We start from the raw sequence: 18,383 nt of genomic DNA on the forward strand, positions 1-18,383 counted from the left end.
GAATTTACTTTTGCACTGGAATTTACTTTTTCAAGTCAGCGGAGTCCAAACGCAAAAAGATCAGGTTTCCAAGTATGGTCTGTAGCGGAAACCTGACCTTTTACATCGTCATTGTCGTTATTCATAATCGCAGTAGAACCGGTTGTGTACTGGCCTTTCGCATCCGGATCCATGGCTACGCCCATGAACAGATCCATGCGGTTATCGGTTGCCGGGCTGCAAAGAATCTCTGCGTTTTCCAGAGCTGTGCGCAGTACTTCCGGATCTGCCTGCTCCAGAGCGGACAGGCGGACAAACTCAACTTCTCCGACGGTAAAGTACGCATCGTCTCCAAGGTTCAGTGCTTTTGCAAGCTTAAAGACATTCTCGCCATTCTGTCCGCCAGCAAGATGATACTGCTCCTGATTGATAAAGACTGCGATACCTAACATAGCCTTCGCTGCTTCAGTCAGGCTCGGCTCATCACTTCCTACGGTGAATTTCACATTGCTCAGCTTCGCTGCGATATCTCCGACGTTTAAGATGTCACTGCGGAATGCCTGTGCGTAGCCCGGATACATCTTGTTTACGGTAATCTCGATCTTATCGCTTCCGTTGGTATTGGCGGTAGTGTAGTCGCCCACATCTTTCTTGATGGCTGCTGCATCTACCAGTTCTGCGTTAAAGTCTACATTATTGTAGTTCTTTGCATTTTCGCGGTACTGCTCGATGCTGCCTTCTTTCGCAATCGTACTTCTCCACTCATGACCAACAGGCTATGTTTCTGCTCCAATCGCAGTTTCAGGTGCAAACCTCGCTTCATAACACAGCTCCGGCCCAAACACCAGAAAACGCCCCTCTCCCGGCAGTCTATTTTCATCCGGTTCCCTGGTGATCCAGAGCACAAACCAGATCAAAAACAAGCCGAAAAGGATTCCCACAATTCCGGCAATGACATTTTTCCAGCGGACCGGGAGTACACTTGTCTGATTTTCCGTGATCTGTCCGCTTTGCACATCCGTCTCAGGCAAGTCTAAGTGTGTGGAAAATATCAAAAGAAGATACTGATATAGCATTTGCCTATTGTATTATTTCTCCAACCGCTCATGACATTTCGCGCTGTCTAACAAAAAGAGCCATGCACCCATACTGAAATCATTCAGCAGCGTGCATGGCTCTCTATCTGTTTTCTGTTTTCCTTACCACATAATGCTCTGCCTCTACTAATGCTTAATTACTGCACTTCCGTCAGAATACCCAAAGTAAACACTGATGTTGCCTCCGTCTGCGGTATTTTCGAAAAAAATCACAGTACTCAGTCCTCTCCATTCACATCAATCTGGCAGCTTCTCATTGTTTCCAGTGCTGCCTTGTGTTTTTCCGGCGTCACCCCTGCGCAGCAGCTTGCATCCACCGATATCACAGCCTCCGGATATTTTGCTTTCAGGATCAGTGCATTGGATACCACACAGATATCCGTGCAGACACCAATCAGTTCAATCTCATCCTGAGTTCCAAAGTCATCCCAATGCATCCAGCCGAAAGTCGATTTATCGACGTATTCACAATGTTCTGTTTCGAGTCCCGGTACAATCTGCCACCCCTCTGTACCCTGAAGACAATGTTTCACCGGAAGTTTTTTGCCTTCAGGGGTATCCAGATAATTTTCTCCGTGTGTATCCCGTGTAAAGATAATCCGGTCTCCACGATCTGCATACTGTTTAATTTTATTTTTTACATTCGGAACAATTTCTCTGGCCTCTTTGCTGCCGAGGGAACCGGTCACAAAATCATTCTGCATATCTACTACGATTAACACTTTGCTCATAGCGCTTTTTCCTCTCCAAGTACTTTAATTTCTTTTTCTGTATTCTGTTTTTATCTGCGCACTCATTCTGCCCTCTATGGATTGCATTTCTTACACGGATCATACCCGGCAGCAATAATTGCATCCCTGCTCTCAGATAAAGCTTTTTTATTACTTTCCTTCATCTGTTTCACGGATGAGCAAGAGGGACGATGAAATTTCTTCGTATTGGTATTGAGGATATAGGTTTCTGTGACCTTTGCAGTTTCTACGGTTTCTGTACTGTTCTGCTCTGACGATGCAGTTTGCGTGACCTGCTCTTTTGTTGATTCACCTTGGAAATCAGAACTATCGCCTGTTGTATAATCAATCTCGATTCCAGGCTGCACATTGTAAACATACACGCAGAAAAGAACTCCAGCACCTTTATCCTCTACAGACTCTGCCTCCATTAGCACACCAGAAGCCAGCAGATTGTTTCCTTCAAAAATTGGTGTCACACGATACAAAACATGGTTTCCGGTTTCTTTGATATAGTCTGCTGCCATATTTTCGAAAGGCAGCATTCCCTGAACGTTTAAATATCTGGTACCTGTAATCAGATTCTTCTCATTGGCATTCTCCGCTGTAAGCTGATAACCAATCAGATGACAACGATTATAGAGATATTTTCCGTCTACATTATCATATTTAATGGTATGCCAGCCTGACGGTTTCACTTGCCCGATTGCTCCGCGTTCCTGTGTCGGCATCAAATCTGTTCCGACAGATGCGTATGCAGTCCCACATCTTCCGAGTGAATCCAGATCACTGTAAGTCTCGAAAGAATCTTCGGTCAGATCCGTATCCGCAAAATACGGTTCATTGTCGTGAACAACGATATATGGCTGACCAGAATAAGCCGGTACTGCTGCCAGGTCAAATGCCGATGTTCCAGCCAAGACACGGTCTGCAACATGCGACTCTGTAGACACAACAGCCGCTGTTTCCTGCTGTGGTACCTGAGCACAAGCTGATACCCCCAATGATACAGCAGACAAAAGTCCCCATAACCACATATTCAGTTTTCTCATATTCAGCACCTCTCCAAGCACTTTTTCTTTTATTATACTACCATTTGCCAGGCAGAGAAAGAAAAAACGCAAATCAAGATTTTTCCCGCCGCGCGATCAGCTTATAAAACAATGCCGAAAACAGGCAAAGCAGTACAATCGAAAGAACTACGCAGTCCAGCTGGAATACCTGGCTGCCATAAATGATCAGATACCCCAGACCTCTCCTTGCTGCCAGGAATTCTCCGATGATCACACCAACCAGGCATAAGCCCACATTCACCTTCATATTGCTCAAGATCAGCGGCACGGACCCTGGCAGCAATACTTTCAATAGCACATCCTTTTTGCTGCCGCCAAGGGCGTAGATCAGACGGATCTGATCCGGATCCATCGAGGAAAAACCGGTGTGCAGCGTCAGGATTGAGCCAAACACGGCAACGGATACCGATGCCGCCACAATGGTGTGCACATGGCTTCCCATCCAGACGATCAGCATTGGGGCCAGGGCCGATTTTGGCAGGCTGTTTAACATGACCAGATATGGTTCCAGAATTTCTGATGCACTCCGGCTGGACCATAAAAGCACCGCCGCCAGGATTCCAACCACCGTAACGATCAAAAAGCTTAACACGGTTTCAAATAATGTAATTCCGATGTGGGAAAAGATACTCCCGTCCCGCACCATCTTCCAAAAACAAAAAAGAACCCTGGAAGGGGAACTGAATATGAAATCATCGATCATATCCAGTCTGGTACAGAGTTCCCAGAGGGCAAGAAATAAAACAAGGAGCATACTTCTTATGATTCTTACCTTTCTCTTATGCAGTTTTTCCTGTTCCATATATGCTTCCTGAAACCGGATCATGGACTGAGACTGTGCGCTTTGATCGGACATTTTCCATCCTCCAGTGTTGTCTTCCATATTATAGTATGTTAAAGAAGTGTTGCTGGGCACGCATGCATGGACACGGAGCATCCAATGTGCCGCCGATACTGCCTTCCTATGCCATGCAGCACAAAAGCCACCGTAGCTTTCCTTCCAGAAAGCTGCGATGGCTTTTCCATCTTTTTCTTTACGTTTTTGACATGTTTCCGAACCTTAGTTACTCAAAAATCCCTTACCAATGATCTCGCTGGAGTTGGAGATTAGGATAAATGCGGTCGGCTCAACTTTTTTGATATAGTTACGCAGGCGTACCGCCTGGCTGCGTTTCATGGTTGTCATGATGACGGTCTTGCTGTGATGGGAAAACGCCCCCTGTGCCTTGTAAACGGTGGCACTGCGGTTTAAATCTTCTATGATAAAGTCACAGATCGGGTCCGGATGATCGCAGATGATATTAAAACACTTGCAGAGATTGATATTCTCGATGACTCCGTCAATCACCAGGGATTTCGCCATCAGACCCAGGGATGAATACAGACCTGTAGTCGGTCCAAATACAAAGAAAGACATCAAAACGGAAGTAAGGTCTACCACCAAAAGTGCGGTTCCGATGTTCATGCTGGAATGTGCCTTTAAGATCATGGCGATGATGTCCGTTCCACCGCTGGAAGCGCCAATGTTAAACAGGATTGCAGATCCGATCGCCGGAAGGAAGATTGCAAAGATCAGCTCCAGCATCGGCTGGTCGGTAATGGTTCCTGTCATCGGCATAAAGCGATCCAGCGCACTTAAACTAAAGGACATGAGCATACTGGAATAAACCGTTTTAATGCCCACATCGGTTCCTAAAAACAAAAATCCCAATACCAGAAGACCGGTGTTTACAATAAAGGTAAAGTCACTGGCATTCATTCCAGTCAGTCTGCTGACGACGGACGAAAAGCCGGTAACACCGCCAAATGAAAAGTTATTTGGAAATTTGAAAAAGTAAATTCCCACAACCATGATCCAGATGCTCACCGTGATCAGTGCGTATTCCACGATCTTGCGTTTGACCGGATCTTCGATGTTCTGTGTAGCCATAATGTTCCCCCTCTGCCAGAGAGACTATAACTCGTTCCTATTCAAAAAACAAACACTATTCTTATTGGCTTTATTACAGCATTTCTATTGTGCTATTTTCTTGTTTTTCTTTTGTCAGGCTGTAGTGTGCGTCTGTCTTTTCTGGAAAGACACTTTGCCTTTCTATCCGCGGATTTTTTATAGCAACATTCTTGTAACGGATCCGTAGGTCCGCGCATTTCCTGCGCTGATCGTAAGAAACCACAACGCTGGCAGCCTCATCACGATCCATCCTGCCCTGTCTGCTGCCGGCCGCCGCCCGTCCAGCTTTGTCTGGGCGTCCGGCTGTCTTCCGCCATGCTCTGCATTTCCTTAAATTTCTTTCCCTTCGGATCGACCCGCTGCCACAGCGTGTATGCTTTGGTTGTTTTCGCATCGTTCCACGGCACCGCCTCGCCCAGACAGTACGGGAAATAAAGGTCGGCATACATCGATGCCATCTCTGCCTTTAAGTCATCCGGCACCATGGTGATGGTCTGCTTTACCTGTTCCTGGATCACGGATTTTGCATACTGCAAAGACCAATCTGCAAAATTCAGCAGTTCCGGATTCTCCGATCCGTTTGCTTTCGCCCATGCAGCCACATCGGCCTTGCGGGTCTCAAAGGTCATGTTATCCTGAAGATCCCAGCTCAGCATGCCATACTGGTTGCCCGGGAAGGAATACGGACTTAACACGATCTCATGAATGCCATCCTGCGTTTCTTCCAGTCCCGGTCCGGTCACATGCTCCCGGATGCGCTGCACATGCAGATGACCGCTGATATAAAGCGGCACCTGGTACTTTTCCAGCAGCGCCGTCACCTCCGGCCCGTTTTCCATCTCACACTGGGTTGTGAACAGTCGGCTTTCCTGAAGCAGGTTGTGGTGCGCCAGCACAATTACCTGAATGCCATGCTCCTTCGCCACCCGCAGATGGGTTTCCATCCACCCCAATGTCGCATCGCTGATCCGGCCCTCCACATGGTTCCCGTCATCGTAGATGCAGGAATCCATCATCAACAGCCAGTGGGACGGATCTAACGGGTACACATAGCTTAACGATGCCTCATCGCGGTTCGGAGACTGGTCATAGCCAAACTCATGATAGATATCATAAAAATCCTTTCCGCTCTCCAGATATTCTGCTTTCTCCCGCTTATCTCCAAAATAAGTCGAAGCATTTTTATTCTGGATGTCGTGATTTCCCGGGATCACCACGACCGGAATCCCGGCATCCTGCACCTTCTGAAGCTTCTTTGCAAGAAGCTCATGGTTGATGCGCTCCCCGTTCAAGGTAATATCCCCGGTCAGAGCCAGTGCCGTGGGGTGATTCTCGATTGCTGTCTCCACCAGCGTATCCAGCATTTCTTCGCTGTACTGGTCAATCTTTCCATCGTCATGCTCCACCATGCTCCAAAACGCTTTTCCATCATCATGGGTAGTGGAACTCATATAATGAAGGTCCGAAGCCAGCATCAGGGTCGGCGGCTCGTAAGGCTTCTCCTCTTCCGTTTCCGTTCCCTCCCCAGATGGTTTCCGGTGCCTGCGCCGCTGCCGCCGGTATTCTGCCAGCCACTTCTGGCGTTCCTTCTCCAGGCGGTCCTGACGCGCTTCTTCGGACTCCTGGTCATACTCTCCGGTGCCGCTCTCTGAACGTTCTGTCCCCTCTTTTGTTTCATCCAATCCGTTCTGCTGCCCAGACGGACCGCTGTTCTTATCACCATCCGATCCGTTTGATTCTTCTTTTTCCTGATCTGCTCCGGTCTGCGCACTGCTTTCCTGCCCTGTTTTATCCTGCGGTGAACTGCTTCCCTGTTTATTTAACGCACCAAGGAACCACACGATTCCAATACAGATCAAAAGGAGTGCCCCGTAGATCAGGGCTGTGATTCTTTTGTAATGCTTCATATTCTGGTCTTATCCTCTTTCCGTCTGGAGTGATGCCGGAATTTCCGTAGAAACAATCATTCTGGCAATCGCCTGTCGTCACAGCAGATACGCATGTGCTCTGAATATTGCCTCGTAATCAGCGGACGCGCCACTGGCGCCTCCTCGATATGCCAAGCAAAAAATGGCGGACGGCATCACTACCGCCCGCCATCATATCACAGATTGACGAAAAAAGAAAGTTTGTTACTGTTCACATACGCAAACAATCCGAAACGTTTGTTACTGTTCACGCATGCGTGCCCAGCAACAAACGTTTGCATTAAATAATATCATTCACGCAGATTGCGCCGTAAGGACGGATGCTCATGCGGTATGCACTGCCTGCGCCCATGGCATGCTCAATGTAGTCGATGTACTCGTCCACGATATCATTTGGCAGCATCGCCATGATGACACCTGCAAAACCGCCGCCGTGAATGCGGCATGCACCGCGCTGTTTTTCCGCGATGAACAGTTCTGTCAGAGCCAGCGCAATGGAGATTCCCTGCTCCTGCACGCTGGCTGTCGTGTAGCAGTTCTGCAGCCACTTCCAGGAAGAGTTTCCGGATGCGGTAATGTTGGTTAAGAAGTCCTCGAAACGTCCCTCCTTCAAGGCTGATACCTCTGCCTCAACGCGCTTGTTCTCCTCAAAGAAATGAAGAGCGCGCATCACGGAACGGTCTCCGGCAAAAGCACGGACCTCCTGGATGTTGTCGATCACCTGCTGCTCCGTCACTTCCGCGCAGACTTCCTTGCCAAAGAACTGGGCTACCTTCTTCATTTCATTCGGTACAGAGGAATAATCCGCACTTAAATCTGCATGGCCTTTTCCGGTCTGCACGATGATGAGGCTGTGGTTCTGGGATGCAAAATCGAAATCGATCTGCTCGACCTTCGGCTCAGCCGGCTCTAAGAAATCGATAGTGATCAGGCCGCCCACGGCGCATGCCATCTGGTCTAACAGGCCGGAGGCCTTATCCCAGTACACATTTTCCGCATACTTTCCGATGTGGGCATAAGCTACGGTATTCATGCGTCCATCGTTGAAGAAACGGTTTAACATCGAGCAAAGAAGCATTTCAAATGATGCAGAAGAGCTCACACCGGCAGAACTGATGACATTGCTGGTAATGTACGCATCAAAACCGCCCACTTCATAGCCCGACTGCTGGAAGCCCTTTAACAGCCCCTTTACCAGATCAATGGTTCCGGCCTTCTTGGCACTCGGCTGCAGCTCATTTAAATCGATGGTAAATTTCTGGTTGAAGGTTTCGCTGATGATGTTGACCTTGCTGGAGTCATTCTTTGCTGCGATTCCCACACAGTCTAAGTTGATGCTTCCGGCCAGAACCTTGCCATGGTTGTGGTCGGTATGGTTGCCGCTGATCTCCGTTCTTCCCGGTGAACTGAACATCAGGATATCCTTCTCTCCAAAATTTCCCTGAAATTTTTTCACCAGCTCCTCATAACGGCTGATATTCTCGTCCACGTGTCCGGCTCCGTATAATTCGGTCATGCGGACTCTGGCTGCTTCTGACTGTAACAATTCCAATGTTTTTGCTGCGTTCATCTTAACCCCTCCATATTTCATGGCTTTTGCTTTCTCGCCTTTTGGCTTTTGGCATTCTTCCCTTTTGGCTTTCTGCTTTCTCGCCTTTTTGTCTCTCTCTTTTGATTTCTGACTGCCTGCCCAATGTATGCACCGGGTAAGCTGTACAGCCACCTTGTTTTCAGTATAGCACAGCGCTTGTTTTTCCGGCAATACAATATTCTTTTACATATCTGTGTTTTTTTACGCTGCCGTTTATGCGTTGCGCATGCGGCAGCAACTTTTTGCAAAAAGAATCCGCTCCACGCATTGCGCAGACAAAAAGAATCCGTTATGCTATACTATCTATATGAGTGAAAAAAGAACGTAACTGTGAAGCTACCGAACAGTTGCGAAAGAATCACTGCGAAAGGAAACATACCTCACCCATGAACTGGAACGGCAAACCCTACCACTCCCTGGACTTTGAGATGAAGTCCCGCTTCGGCCAAAAGGTTTACAAAATTGCCTTAGATGGCCATATGACCTGCCCCAACCGGGACGGAACGCTCGGCACGCGCGGCTGCATTTTCTGCAGCGAAGGCGGATCCGGCGATTTTGCCGCGCCGCTTGCATTTTCAGAAGCCTCCGGATTTTTAGAATCCTCCATAGCTTCCGCCGTAAACGCACAGATCGAATCTGCCATCCTGCGCATCAAAAATAAGATGGGAACGGCGCCGGACGCCTACATTGCCTATTTTCAGTCCTACACCAACACCTATGCCCCGCTTTCCTATCTGGAAGCACTCTTTACCGCTGCCATCCGCCATCCGAAGGTGGTTGCGCTTTCCATCGGCACGCGACCGGACTGTCTGCCGGATGAGGTCGTAAAGCTGTGTGCCCGTTTAAACCAGGAAAAGCCGGTCTGGCTGGAGCTCGGCCTGCAGACAATCCATGAGGATACCGCCCGTTTCATCCGCCGCGGCTACCCGCTCTCTACCTTCACCGATGCTCTGAAAAGACTGAGGGCAGAGAACCTGGAAACCATCGTCCATGTCATTTTGGGTCTGCCCGGTGAGAGCCGGGAACAGATGCTGCAGACAGCCCGCTATCTCGCCGGACAAGACATTCAGGGCATCAAACTGCAGCTCCTCCATGTATTAAAGGGAACGGATCTTGCCACTGTCTATGAACAGCATCCAGTTCCTGTCATGGATCTGGATGAATATCTGAATCTGGTCATCGACTGCATCGCCCTGCTGCCGCCGGAGCTTGTCATCCACCGGATCACCGGGGACGGACCGAAAAATCTCCTGATTGCGCCGCTCTGGAGCGCAAATAAGCGCCTGGTGCTCAATTCGCTCACCAGACGCTTCAAAGAACGCGGGATCACTCAGGGCTGTGCGTGTGCGCTGACTGCGCCGTCCGCCCCGATCGATACGCCAAACGATATGCTTTCTAAGTATTGATAAAACTGTGTCATTTCCCCGGAATCCGTCAGCATGCGGGTATAGCCGCCCGATGAGGTTCCCGGAAGCAAGCGAAGACTTAGGTTTTCTCCCTGAAACTCCGCCTGCACCAGCATGGTTTTCGGGATGGAACTGCCAAACACAAAGTTTCCAAGACTGTAAAAGATTGGTTTCCCTTTATAATACTCGATGCCCTGCAGCACATGCGGATGGCTTCCGATCACCAGGTCTGCCCCGGCATCGATGTAGCGCTTCGCCAGCGCCCGCTGGTATTCCTGCGGCTTTTCATCGCGCTCGATGCCCCAGTGGATCAGGACCACCACCTTTTCTCCATCTGCATGGCAGCTCGCGATCTGCTGGAGCAAAGGCTCTACCGAAACCTCATAAGAGGACAGCATGCCCGGATGCCCGTTCGTGGCCGCCCAGCCAGCTTCCGGGATGACGCGGGTGGCTCCAATCAGCGCCACCTTCTGTCCATTCTTCTCAAACACAACCGGCTGTTTCGCCGCATTCAGGTCTTTTCCGGCGCCGGTATGCAAAATCCCGGCACCATCCAGTACCTCACAAGTATCAAGAAGTGCATCTACCCCATAATCCAGTGCATGGTTATTGGCCAGTGTCACGGCATCGATTCCCATTTCCTGAAACAGGGAAACCTTTTCCGGTGCCAGACGGAAGGTATACTGCTTGTCTGCTGCCTGCGTTCCGCGGCTGCTGAACGGAAACTCCTCATTGACTGCAAAATAATCGACGGACTGGATTGCATTCCGGTAATTCTGGTCCAGGACACCGGAAATTCCGCCTGCCCGGCTGTAGGCATTCAGCACATAGTCTGACAAAAGCACGTCACCAGAAAAGAGAATCGACATGGAAGCGCCAGAGTCTTCTGAAAATTCGGCAGCTTTTCCGACCAGATTTTCCGGAAGTTCCCCCGGATTTCTTTCCTGATCCCCGCCCGGATTGTTCGCCTGGGCCCCGTCCGGATTTTCTCCCCTTGCCGCTCCGGCATCAGCTGCTTCTGTCTCCAGCACAATCTCCGCTGCCGTATTCTCACCGTAATCTTTTTCTGTCCCGGCTTCTTCTTTTCTGTTTTCACTCTGCCCGGCACCGTTTTCGGCTGTCTGTGCAGTCGTGATCTTCTCATAGGATCCATAGCCACACCCCGGCAGGGATAGTAGCAGCAGCAATGCTGCCACCAGCACACCGCCCCGGTAATTTTTCCGTCTTTTTTCCGGCTTTGTGGGCTGCACATACCAGTTTTTCCACATTTTGTCCGTCATATTTGTTCTCCAATCCACTTTACAGCCTCATTCACAAGAAAATGAGATAAAAATGCGCATCTTCGCGGAGCATTTTTATTTCCCAGGATACAATTTCCCGTGAAGCACGGAATCAGAGCATCAGTTCCGTGATCAGCTCCCATGTAATCTCCTGTTTTTCCATTTCCTGCTGCAGGGCTTCTCTCGCCTCCAAAGGCGCCATGAAACACAGTCCGCAGCCAGCGGAAATGGCACTGGGAAGCGGAATGATCCGGCCCGGAAGTCCTGCTTCCTTCATGGCTTTCTCCATGCGGATGGCCATGACCGTGTCGCGAAACGTAATGATCAGATGAAGTTCTTTTTTCAGCATCTTATCCCTCCCAGGCCAGGATCCGCATGGCTTTTACGGCCTCCTGTACTTCTTCCATGGTATTAAAATGGGAAAAGCTGAAGCGCACCGCGCCCTGCTTTCCGGTTTTGAGTGCTTTATGCATGAGCGGCGCACAATGACCGCCGGAGCGGACTGCTATATCAAACCGCTGCATCAGCTCATCGGCAACTGCGGCAGAATCATAATCTTTCAGGTTCAGCGTCACGACCGGAGTCCGGAGTGCAGCCTCAAAATCTCCGTAAACCTGAATCCCCGGCAGATTCCGCACTCCCTCATAAAAGGCACGCGCATACGCATCTGCTTGCCTGAAGATGGCATCGGTTCCCTTCTCCAGAACGTATTCCACTCCAGCCAGAAGACCTGCGATCCCAGGCATGTTCAGCGTTCCTGCTTCCAGGAGTGTTGGCATCTCATCCGGCTGTTCTTTGTCAAACGTGCGGATTCCCGTGCCGCCCACACGAAACGGTTTCAGCTTCACGCCTTCCCGCACACAGATCCCGCCCATTCCCTGGGGGCCTAAAAGTCCCTTATGACCGGAAAAACACAGCACATCGATCTGCATCCGCTCCATATCAATCGGAAGAAGACCTGCACTCTGGGCTGCGTCCACCACAAATAAAGTGCCATTTTCATGGCAAAGTGAGCCAAGCTTTTCCAGGTCGTTCACATTGCCGGTCAGATTCGAGGCATGGGTACAGACCAGTGCTTTGGTATCCGGCCGGATACTTCCCTGCAGAACATCCAGGCACAGCCGCCCCCGTTCATCACAGGGAACGATGGTCAGCTCCACGCCCTCTTTTTCTTTCCGGTACAGAGGACGCAGCACGGAATTATGCTCCATCTGCGTCGTGATCACATGGTCTCCCGGCTCAAATAACCCCTGGATGGCCATGTTCAGACTGTCCGTTGCATTCATGGAAAATGCCACCTGATTCGGATGCGGATACCCAAACAGTTCTCCCAGGCGGCTTCTCGTCTCCACGGCCAGACGCAGTGCCTGCAAAGATGCCTCATTGCTTCCCCGCGCTGCATTGCCGACACTGCCGGAAACCAGGACCTTATAAACGGCATCGGCCACCGTCTCCGGCTTGTGCAGAGAGGTGGCCGCATTGTCCAGATAGATCATGGCCGTACAACCAGGTCAGCTTCTGCCATGGTCTGTGCGATCACATACATGTTGGTGACACCGCCAACCTGTAATTTTTCGGTCAGTCCATAGTAGTTTAAGCAGGTACCGCAGGTCAGAATCTGCACGCCTGCTGCTTCCAGCTTCTTCAAATCTTCAATGGAATCGGAGCCTTCGCAGGTCAGCTTTGCACCGCCGTTGTAGAATAAAATCGTATCCGGCAGAGTCTCAAGCTGGGTCTGGGCAAATAAAAATCCTTTGATGAGGACCTTACCAAGCTCTTCATTGCCCTCGCCCATATGATCTGCAGTCACGGCAACTACTGTTTTTTTCTTAGCCGGTACCAGGCAGCTGTCTGCCGGGATCTCTTCGGCAGATTTCTCCTGACCGCTCACATGAAGGACCACCTTCCAGGTTTTCTCTTCCGTTTTGGAGGACTCTGCGCCATATCCCATCTGACCAGCCATCTTCTCCAGGTTCTGTACCGCGATCTCGTTATCTACGAGAACCTCTACATCACCTGCACCATTTAAATTTTTGATTGCCTCTTTCGCTTTCATTAACGGAATCGGGCAAACATCGCCTCTTGCATCTACAGTTGTCATCGTTTTCTTCCTCTCCTTCTGTTATCGTCCATGCTGCTTTCCATCCTGCCTGCTTCCTATAGCACCGTGATCTCCTTCTGAAATCCGGCATCTCCCGGCTGGATCATTCTTCCCACGATCTGTGCCGGAAGTCCAGCCTCTTTTAATTCCTGTAAGAGCGCTTTTCCTTCCTCCTGCGGCACTGCAAACAGCAGCCCGCCGGAAGTCTGCGGGTCAAATAAAATTTCTTCTAACGGGAACGGAACACCCTTAAAGTCCACAAACGAGCCTACATGATTGCGGTTTCGCTGCCCGGCAGCCGTGATCATAAAGTTTTCCGCATGGGTGTATGCCTCTTTGATATACGGAATACTCAACGTGTCCACCACAGCCCACAGACGCTTGTCCAGCATTTCATGCAAATGACCCAAAAAGCTGAATCCGGTCACATCCGTACAGGCATGTACCGTATACCGTTTGGAAATGGCCGCCGCATATTTGTTCAGCGTAGTCATGGAAGCTATCGCCTCTGCCATGGCTTCTTTTGATGCCACTCCCACGCGGTTTGCGGTGTTCATGATCCCGACACCCAGCTTTTTCGTCAGGATCAGCACATCGCCTGCCTGTCCGCCATTATTTTTATAGATCCGGTCCGGATGTACGACACCGTTGACGGAAAGTCCATACTTCACATCCTTGTCATTGATGGAATGTCCGCCGCAGAGCACAGCTCCGGCCTCAACCACCTTCTCCGAACCGCCCCGCATGATCTCTCCGAGCACATTTAAGTCCTCATCCTGCGGGAAACATACAATGTTTAAAGCACTGATGACCTCGCCTCCCATGGCGTACACATCGCTCAGCGCATTTGTGGCCGCGATCTGGCCAAACACATAAGGATCTTCCAGCATTGGCGGAAAGAAATCCAGGGTCTGCACCACAGCCACGTCATCGCTGACGCGGTAAACGGCAGCGTCATCGCTGCTGTCAAACCCGACCAGCAGGTTTTTATCCGGTGCGCCGCGCTCGATCCGGCTCAATACCCGCTCCAGGATATCCGGTCCCAGCTTCGCTGTACAGCCGCCGCTGCTGCAAAATAAACCTCCTGCCATGCCATGCCTCCTTTCCGGAATTTCATAAATCTCATGATAGCACATGGATATTTATCTGTCCACTGACTTTTCCTTACGCCCACAGCCAGCGTTCCACCAACACTTCATACACTTTCTGGCACCGGCGGATATCTGCCTCATCCACGTACTCATCGGCCTTGTGTGCCATAGCAAGGGTGCCAGGTCCGTAAGAAAGGCAGTTACAGTTTCCGGTCATTCCGGCAATGACCGCCGTATCGGTGTAACCCGGAAATGCAGAAACCACCGGTGCTTTTCCGGTTGCTGCTTCTACGGCTGCCTTGAGACATGCCAGCAGCTTTGCATCTTCATGATGTGCGATCGGCGGGCGGTTTCCGGTAACTTTTATTTCTGCCTGTAATCCCGGGATTTCCTTTGCCGCATCCTCTGCGGCAGCTTCCAGAAGTGCCTTCACATCCCCGATGTGATAAGGCGGAACCACACGCATATCCACAGACACCTTACATTCTGCCGGAACCTGGTACGGATGGACGCCGCCCTGGATCTCGCCGAACACGATCGTGGATTTTCCCAGGAACGGGTCTTCCTTTAATTCCTTCATCCGATTGCGGGCAGAAGCCAGCAGATATGCCATTCCGGCGATCGCATCCATGCCCTGCTCCGGACGGCTTGCATGAGCCGCCTTTCCATGCATGATGACTTCAAACCAGTATCGTCCCTTGTGGGCAGTCTGGATCTCACCGTCTGTCGGCTCGGTATCCATTACCAGGCTGTCTTTCGTCACCCAGCCAAGCTCGATGACACGCTCCGCACCGGTCATGTCCCCTTCTTCATCACAGGTTCCGATCCACTTTAAGGTACGCTCCGGAACTTTGCCGGTGTCCTTCCTCTGCGCTGCTGCCTCCAGAAATGCACAAAGGGCAGACGCCAGGCCGGATTTCATATCGCAGGAACCACGGCCAAAGAAACGGCCATCTTCCCCATCCTCTCCCAGTGGATTCTTTGTCCAGCCACCGGCGACCGGAACGGTATCCATGTGACAGATAAACACCAGTTCTTCCTTTGTTTCTCCCGGAAGGACCGCCATCAGGACCGGACGTCCATCCTTCGTGTAATCCTTTTTCAGTTCTCCGCACTCCGGGAGTGCTGCCTTGATCTCCTGTTCCAAAAATCCGGCGATCTCATGCTCTTCTTTTCCCGGATTTGTGCTCTCAATACCGACTAATTTCTTCGTCCATGCCACTGCATCCGTATTCTGCATGTCTGTACTTCCTTTCTTTCCGCTTTTTGCGGGCTGTATCCGTCTCCGGGGCTTTTCCAAAGCTCCGGACCAGATCTTCTAGTTTTACCTTATTCTGCCAGAGAGCTCGTTCCCCGCTTCAGATACTGTCCTTCCCCGCGTATTCCGGTAAAAGTGCCATCCGAAACGATCTCTTGGCCACGCAGGAATACCTTCTCGATTGAACCAGTCACTTTCCTGCCCTCATAGCAGGTGTAGTCTGCGTTGCCGTGCATCTTCTCCGTGGTAATGGTCCACTCTTTTTTCGGATCGATGAGTACCAGGTCTGCATCGGAACCTGCCTGGATGGTACCCTTCTTTGGATACAGGCCTGCGATTCTCGCCGGATTGGTGCAAAGGTAATGCACCAACTGCGGGATTGTCAGGTGTTCTCCCTTTACTGCCTCAGAAAACATCAGCGGCAGACGTTCCTCCACACCCGGAGCTCCGCTCGGGCACTGGGTAAAGTCTTTCGCGCCCTGCTGCTTTTGTTTGGCAAAGGTAAATGGGCAGTGGTCAGTCGCAACTGCATCCAGTTCCCCATCCTCCAGCGCCTGCCAGAGCGCCGCATTATCCTCTTTCTTTCGAAGCGGCGGTGCCATGATCGCCTTTAAGCCCTCCTGATCATCTGCGTAGCGGTCATCTGTCAGAAACAGATACTGCGGACAGGTTTCCACGCCAAAATGCTTCTGTCCGCGTCTTCTCGCACGGCGCACTTCCATGAGTCCCTGTTTGCTGGATAAATGTACAACATAAACCGGTGCTTCCCCTGCTGATTCTGCCAGATACAGGAAACGGTTCACGGCCTCAGCCTCAGTCTCGGCCGGACGGCTGAGCGGCTGGTAGCGCGGCTGGGTGTGCCCCTCCTTCACAAATTTTTCCCGGTAATAGTTCACCATACCGTCATTCTCACAATGAGAAGCAATCAGAATGCCATCTTTTTTCGCCTGGGTTAAAATCTGCATCAGTTCTTTATCGTTCAGTCCGTAGCCATAGGTCATGTACACCTTAAAACTGGTGATGCCCTCTTTCTCTGCAATCTCGCCCATCTCTTCCAGTACCTGCGGATTTACATGCTGGAACACGCCGTGGAAACCATAGTCTACCACGGCGTTGCCGTCTGCAAGCTTATGATATTCCCTGACCTGGTGCCACAGGCTGCAGTCCTTTGGTCCGAATGCCATGTGATCCACAATGGAGGTGGTGCCGCCGCAGGCCGCTGCAATGGTTCCGGTGTAAAAATCGTCAATGACGCGGGCGATCCCCACATCCAGATCCATGTGGGTATGGATGTCTACCGCTCCCGGTAAGACATACTTTCCAGATGCATCAACGATTTCAATCTCTGCATCTGCCAAACCCAGTTTGCTCTCATGTTCCGCAAGACCAGTCCCGATTTCACGAATCACGCCGTTTTCGATCAGAATATCTGCTTCATAGACACCGCTCTCGGTGCAGAGCATTCCGTTCTTCACTATCATTTTCATCGTTTTCTTCACTCCTATTTCTATGCGAAAATCTTTCGGTTTTACCCCTGTATGCAACTTTAACCGCAAGAGCGGACAGACCACTCCTGCGGTTATTTCGTTGCTTTGCATATCGAGGAGGCGCCAGTGGCGCGTCCGCTGATTGCTTTGCATATTGTATCTGTGTTATTTACTGATGGATTCTGGTACCGGTCAGACCGTTGATACCATCTTTTGCTTTTTCAAGCAGGGTGATAAGAGACTCGCGTCCCGGTGCAGACTCTGCAAATGCGACAGCAGCCTGTACCTTCGGAAGCATGGAGCCCGGTGCGAACTCACCAGCCTCGATATACTTCTGTGCAGTCTCCGGAGTCAGTTCAGACAGCCACTCCTGATCCGGCTTGCCAAAATGAACGGCAACCTTCTCCACTGCGGTTAAGATGATCAGGCAGTCTGCATTTAACTGCTCTGCCAGCTTCTCTGCTGCAAAGTCTTTATCGATGACTGCTGCAGCACCCTTTAAGTGATGACCCTTGGTTACGAATACCGGGATACCGCCGCCGCCGCAGGCAACAACTACATAATCATTTTCTACCAGATTGCGGATGGTGTCAATCTCGATGATGGACTGTGGCTTCGGGGAAGCAACCACACGGCGGTAGCCGCGTCCAGCATCCTCTACAACCTTGTAGCCCTGCTCTGCAACCATCTTGTCAGCCTCTTCCTTGGTCATAAATGCACCGATCGGCTTGGTCGGATTCTCGAATGCCGGATCCTTTGCATCAACCTCTACCTGGGTCAGGATGGTGGTGCAGCCCGTGGTGATACCGCGGTCTAACATTTCCTCGCGCAGCGCATTCTGAAGGTCATAACCGATGTAGCCCTGGCTCATAGCCACACATACAGACAGCGGGCACGGAATGTATTTTTCCGGATTGGAACGGGTCAGCTCGGACATGGCATTCTGGATCATGCCGACCTGCGGTCCGTTTCCATGTGCGATTACCACTTCATTTCCAGCCTCGATCAGATCTACGATCGCGGAAGCCGTTTTCTTTACTGCGATCATCTGCTCCGGCAGGTTATTCCCCAATGCATTGCCGCCAAGAGCGATTACAATTCTTTTTCCCATAACATGATCTCCTAAAGTCCGCCTTCTCCTGCGGACTATATTTCTTATGATTTATTTTCAAAGCAGTGATGGCAGCCCGTTTAAGGACTGCCACCGCTTTTGCTGCATCGCATGTCAGGGAGACGCCAGTGGCGCATCCGCTGACAAAGCAAGTTGTTGTATAAAAAGGGGGTGTACCCTATTTACTGATGTAACATAACCGGTCACCTTCCCGGTTACGGTACTGCCGTGTTGGCAGATTAAGCCATATGTCTCTCGGTTGCTTTCTCAGCCAGCTTTGCAAGAGTCTCCTGCGGGCA

Annotated in this window: 18 protein-coding genes; 1 reads left to right on the forward strand and 17 read right to left on the reverse strand. The window is 50.7% G+C overall.

Going from position 1 to position 18,383, the window contains the following annotated elements:
* Window positions 1-35 precede the first annotated feature (35 nt).
* The 9 genes from DWZ40_RS18575 to DWZ40_RS18615 form a co-directional block, all read right to left on the reverse strand.
* Entirely contained in the window at window positions 36-623 is a 588-nt protein-coding gene (locus DWZ40_RS18575; RefSeq protein WP_118544293.1) for a hypothetical protein, read from the reverse strand.
* Window positions 624-755: 132 nt separating this feature from the next.
* Window positions 756-1,055 carry a hypothetical protein gene (locus DWZ40_RS18580; RefSeq protein ID WP_118544294.1) on the reverse strand — a complete coding sequence of 100 codons (300 nt, stop codon included), beginning with the start codon at window positions 1,053-1,055 and terminating at the stop codon, window positions 756-758.
* Window positions 1,056-1,294: 239 nt separating this feature from the next.
* On the reverse strand, window positions 1,295-1,807 hold the full coding sequence (locus DWZ40_RS18585; RefSeq protein WP_118544295.1) for an isochorismatase family cysteine hydrolase: 513 nt from the start codon (window positions 1,805-1,807) through the stop codon (window positions 1,295-1,297).
* Window positions 1,808-1,881: 74 nt separating this feature from the next.
* The gene (locus DWZ40_RS18590; RefSeq protein WP_118544307.1) at window positions 1,882-2,859 is read right to left on the reverse strand and encodes a DNA/RNA non-specific endonuclease; all 978 of its coding nucleotides are present in this window, start codon (window positions 2,857-2,859) and stop codon (window positions 1,882-1,884) included.
* Between the two features lie 73 nt (window positions 2,860-2,932).
* The gene (locus tag DWZ40_RS18595) at window positions 2,933-3,736 is read right to left on the reverse strand and encodes an ABC transporter permease (protein WP_182430613.1); all 804 of its coding nucleotides are present in this window, start codon (window positions 3,734-3,736) and stop codon (window positions 2,933-2,935) included.
* A gap of 204 nt (window positions 3,737-3,940) precedes the next feature.
* The gene (locus tag DWZ40_RS18600; RefSeq protein ID WP_118544296.1) at window positions 3,941-4,810 is read right to left on the reverse strand and encodes a YitT family protein; all 870 of its coding nucleotides are present in this window, start codon (window positions 4,808-4,810) and stop codon (window positions 3,941-3,943) included.
* A 73-nt stretch (window positions 4,811-4,883) separates the two neighbouring features.
* On the reverse strand, window positions 4,884-5,081 hold the full coding sequence (locus tag DWZ40_RS19900; protein WP_118544297.1) for a hypothetical protein: 198 nt from the start codon (window positions 5,079-5,081) through the stop codon (window positions 4,884-4,886).
* On the reverse strand, window positions 5,071-6,738 hold the full coding sequence (locus DWZ40_RS18610) for a metallophosphoesterase (RefSeq protein WP_118544298.1): 1,668 nt from the start codon (window positions 6,736-6,738) through the stop codon (window positions 5,071-5,073). The genes DWZ40_RS19900 and DWZ40_RS18610 overlap by 11 nt, the downstream gene beginning before the upstream one ends.
* A gap of 301 nt (window positions 6,739-7,039) precedes the next feature.
* The gene (locus DWZ40_RS18615) at window positions 7,040-8,329 is read right to left on the reverse strand and encodes a galactokinase family protein (RefSeq protein WP_118544309.1); all 1,290 of its coding nucleotides are present in this window, start codon (window positions 8,327-8,329) and stop codon (window positions 7,040-7,042) included.
* 407 nt (window positions 8,330-8,736) lie between these two features.
* Between DWZ40_RS18615 and DWZ40_RS18620 the strand changes: the two genes are divergently transcribed.
* Window positions 8,737-9,756, forward strand: coding sequence for a TIGR01212 family radical SAM protein (locus DWZ40_RS18620; RefSeq protein ID WP_118544299.1), 1,020 nt, complete (start codon window positions 8,737-8,739; stop codon window positions 9,754-9,756).
* Here DWZ40_RS18620 and DWZ40_RS18625 read toward each other — a convergent pair.
* The 8 genes from DWZ40_RS18625 to arcC form a co-directional block, all read right to left on the reverse strand.
* Complete coding sequence (locus tag DWZ40_RS18625) at window positions 9,681-11,036, reverse strand: CapA family protein (protein ID WP_347560127.1); 1,356 nt, start codon at window positions 11,034-11,036, stop codon at window positions 9,681-9,683. The genes DWZ40_RS18620 and DWZ40_RS18625 overlap by 76 nt on opposite strands.
* A 112-nt stretch (window positions 11,037-11,148) precedes the next feature.
* Window positions 11,149-11,385, reverse strand: a complete 237-nt coding sequence (locus tag DWZ40_RS18630; protein ID WP_118544300.1) for a DUF3343 domain-containing protein — start codon at window positions 11,383-11,385, stop codon at window positions 11,149-11,151.
* Between the two features lies 1 nt (window position 11,386).
* Window positions 11,387-12,532, reverse strand: coding sequence for an aminotransferase class V-fold PLP-dependent enzyme (locus DWZ40_RS18635; RefSeq protein WP_118544301.1), 1,146 nt, complete (start codon window positions 12,530-12,532; stop codon window positions 11,387-11,389).
* Window positions 12,529-13,137, reverse strand: a complete 609-nt coding sequence (yedF, locus tag DWZ40_RS18640) for a sulfurtransferase-like selenium metabolism protein YedF (protein ID WP_118544302.1) — start codon at window positions 13,135-13,137, stop codon at window positions 12,529-12,531. The genes DWZ40_RS18635 and yedF overlap by 4 nt, the downstream gene beginning before the upstream one ends.
* Before the next feature lie 56 nt (window positions 13,138-13,193).
* Window positions 13,194-14,228 (reverse strand): selenide, water dikinase SelD, encoded by a 1,035-nt coding sequence (gene selD, locus DWZ40_RS18645; RefSeq protein WP_118544303.1) that lies wholly within the window; start codon window positions 14,226-14,228, stop codon window positions 13,194-13,196.
* Between the two features lie 73 nt (window positions 14,229-14,301).
* Window positions 14,302-15,468, reverse strand: coding sequence for a M20 family metallopeptidase (locus DWZ40_RS18650; RefSeq protein ID WP_118544304.1), 1,167 nt, complete (start codon window positions 15,466-15,468; stop codon window positions 14,302-14,304).
* Between the two features lie 89 nt (window positions 15,469-15,557).
* On the reverse strand, window positions 15,558-16,973 hold the full coding sequence (gene hydA / locus DWZ40_RS18655) for a dihydropyrimidinase (RefSeq protein ID WP_118544305.1): 1,416 nt from the start codon (window positions 16,971-16,973) through the stop codon (window positions 15,558-15,560).
* A 169-nt stretch (window positions 16,974-17,142) separates the two neighbouring features.
* Window positions 17,143-18,084, reverse strand: coding sequence for a carbamate kinase (gene arcC, locus DWZ40_RS18660; protein WP_118544306.1), 942 nt, complete (start codon window positions 18,082-18,084; stop codon window positions 17,143-17,145).
* Window positions 18,085-18,383 lie beyond the last annotated feature (299 nt).

Origin of the sequence: Clostridium sp. AF32-12BH (assembly GCF_003477935.1) — a bacterium.
In the GTDB taxonomy this organism is placed as follows: Bacteria; Bacillota; Clostridia; order Lachnospirales; family Lachnospiraceae; genus Brotaphodocola.